This window comes from Pseudomonas cyclaminis (assembly GCF_015163715.1).
Classification (GTDB): Bacteria; Pseudomonadota; Gammaproteobacteria; order Pseudomonadales; family Pseudomonadaceae; genus Aquipseudomonas; species Aquipseudomonas cyclaminis.
In genome coordinates this window covers 1-812 of sequence record NZ_JADDUM010000404.1, presented here as the reverse complement: position 1 = coordinate 812, position 812 = coordinate 1, and the positions used below count along the sequence as shown (strand labels likewise).

Sequence of the window (812 nt, the reverse complement as noted above, 5' to 3'; positions counted from 1 at the left end):
CGGCCAGCAGCAGGCTGGCGAGCAGGGTTTTACGGTACTGAGCAATCATTGGTCATCCTTGGTTGAGGCGTCAGAGCCCGGCGTGGGCCTGGGCGAGGAAGTCGGGCTGGGCCCACTCATGCACGCTGAAGTCGTTCTGCAAGAAACCGCGCTGCACCAGGAAATCCTTTTTCAACGCCAGGGCGGCGAGGTTCTGCGGTCCCAGTTGCGGCACGAAATCCAGCTCGGCGATGGCCTGGCGGATAAACCCGGCATCCGGCAGGAAGGTCACGCGGGTGAACAACTCGGCGGCCGCGTCGCGGTGCTGGTTGATCCAGCGTCCGGCGCGGATCGCTGCGCGCAGGAACGCCACGACCACCTGCGGTTGCTCTTCGGCAAAGGCGCGGTTGACGGTGGTGGCGTAGGGGCCGTTGTGGTTTTTCAGGGTCCAGTCGGGGTAGCGCTCCAGGTCTTCGATCACCGTGAATTCACCGCTGGCAAGCAGCGCCGGCACATGCCCGGCGGCAACATGCACCGCCTCCACACGGCCTTCAGCCAGGGCGCGGACTTCCTGGCCCGGCTTGCCGTGCAGGCCATGCAGTTGCGCCCAGAACGCCGAAGGGCGCACGGCGGGCTGCAAGGTGTGGGGATCGCCTTCATCCTCCAACTCGATCAAGCGCACTTGCGACGGCTCCAGCCCCGCCAGTTGCAAGGCATTGAACAAACCGTGCTCGGCCAGCGCCTTGAGCACATCCACCCGCGCCTTGTTGCGGCTCACCGGCACGCCGATGCGTTTGCCGAACAGGTCGGCGACCTGGCGGATACGCCCGTCG

General features: G+C 65.9%; 1 protein-coding gene. It reads right to left on the bottom strand.

Translation table 11 applies throughout. The features are described 5' to 3' along the window. Positions 1 to 70 precede the first annotated feature (70 nt). A partial coding sequence (locus IQK56_RS30835) for an ABC transporter substrate-binding protein (RefSeq protein WP_193901996.1) occupies positions 71 to 812 on the bottom strand: 742 nt, incomplete at its 5' end.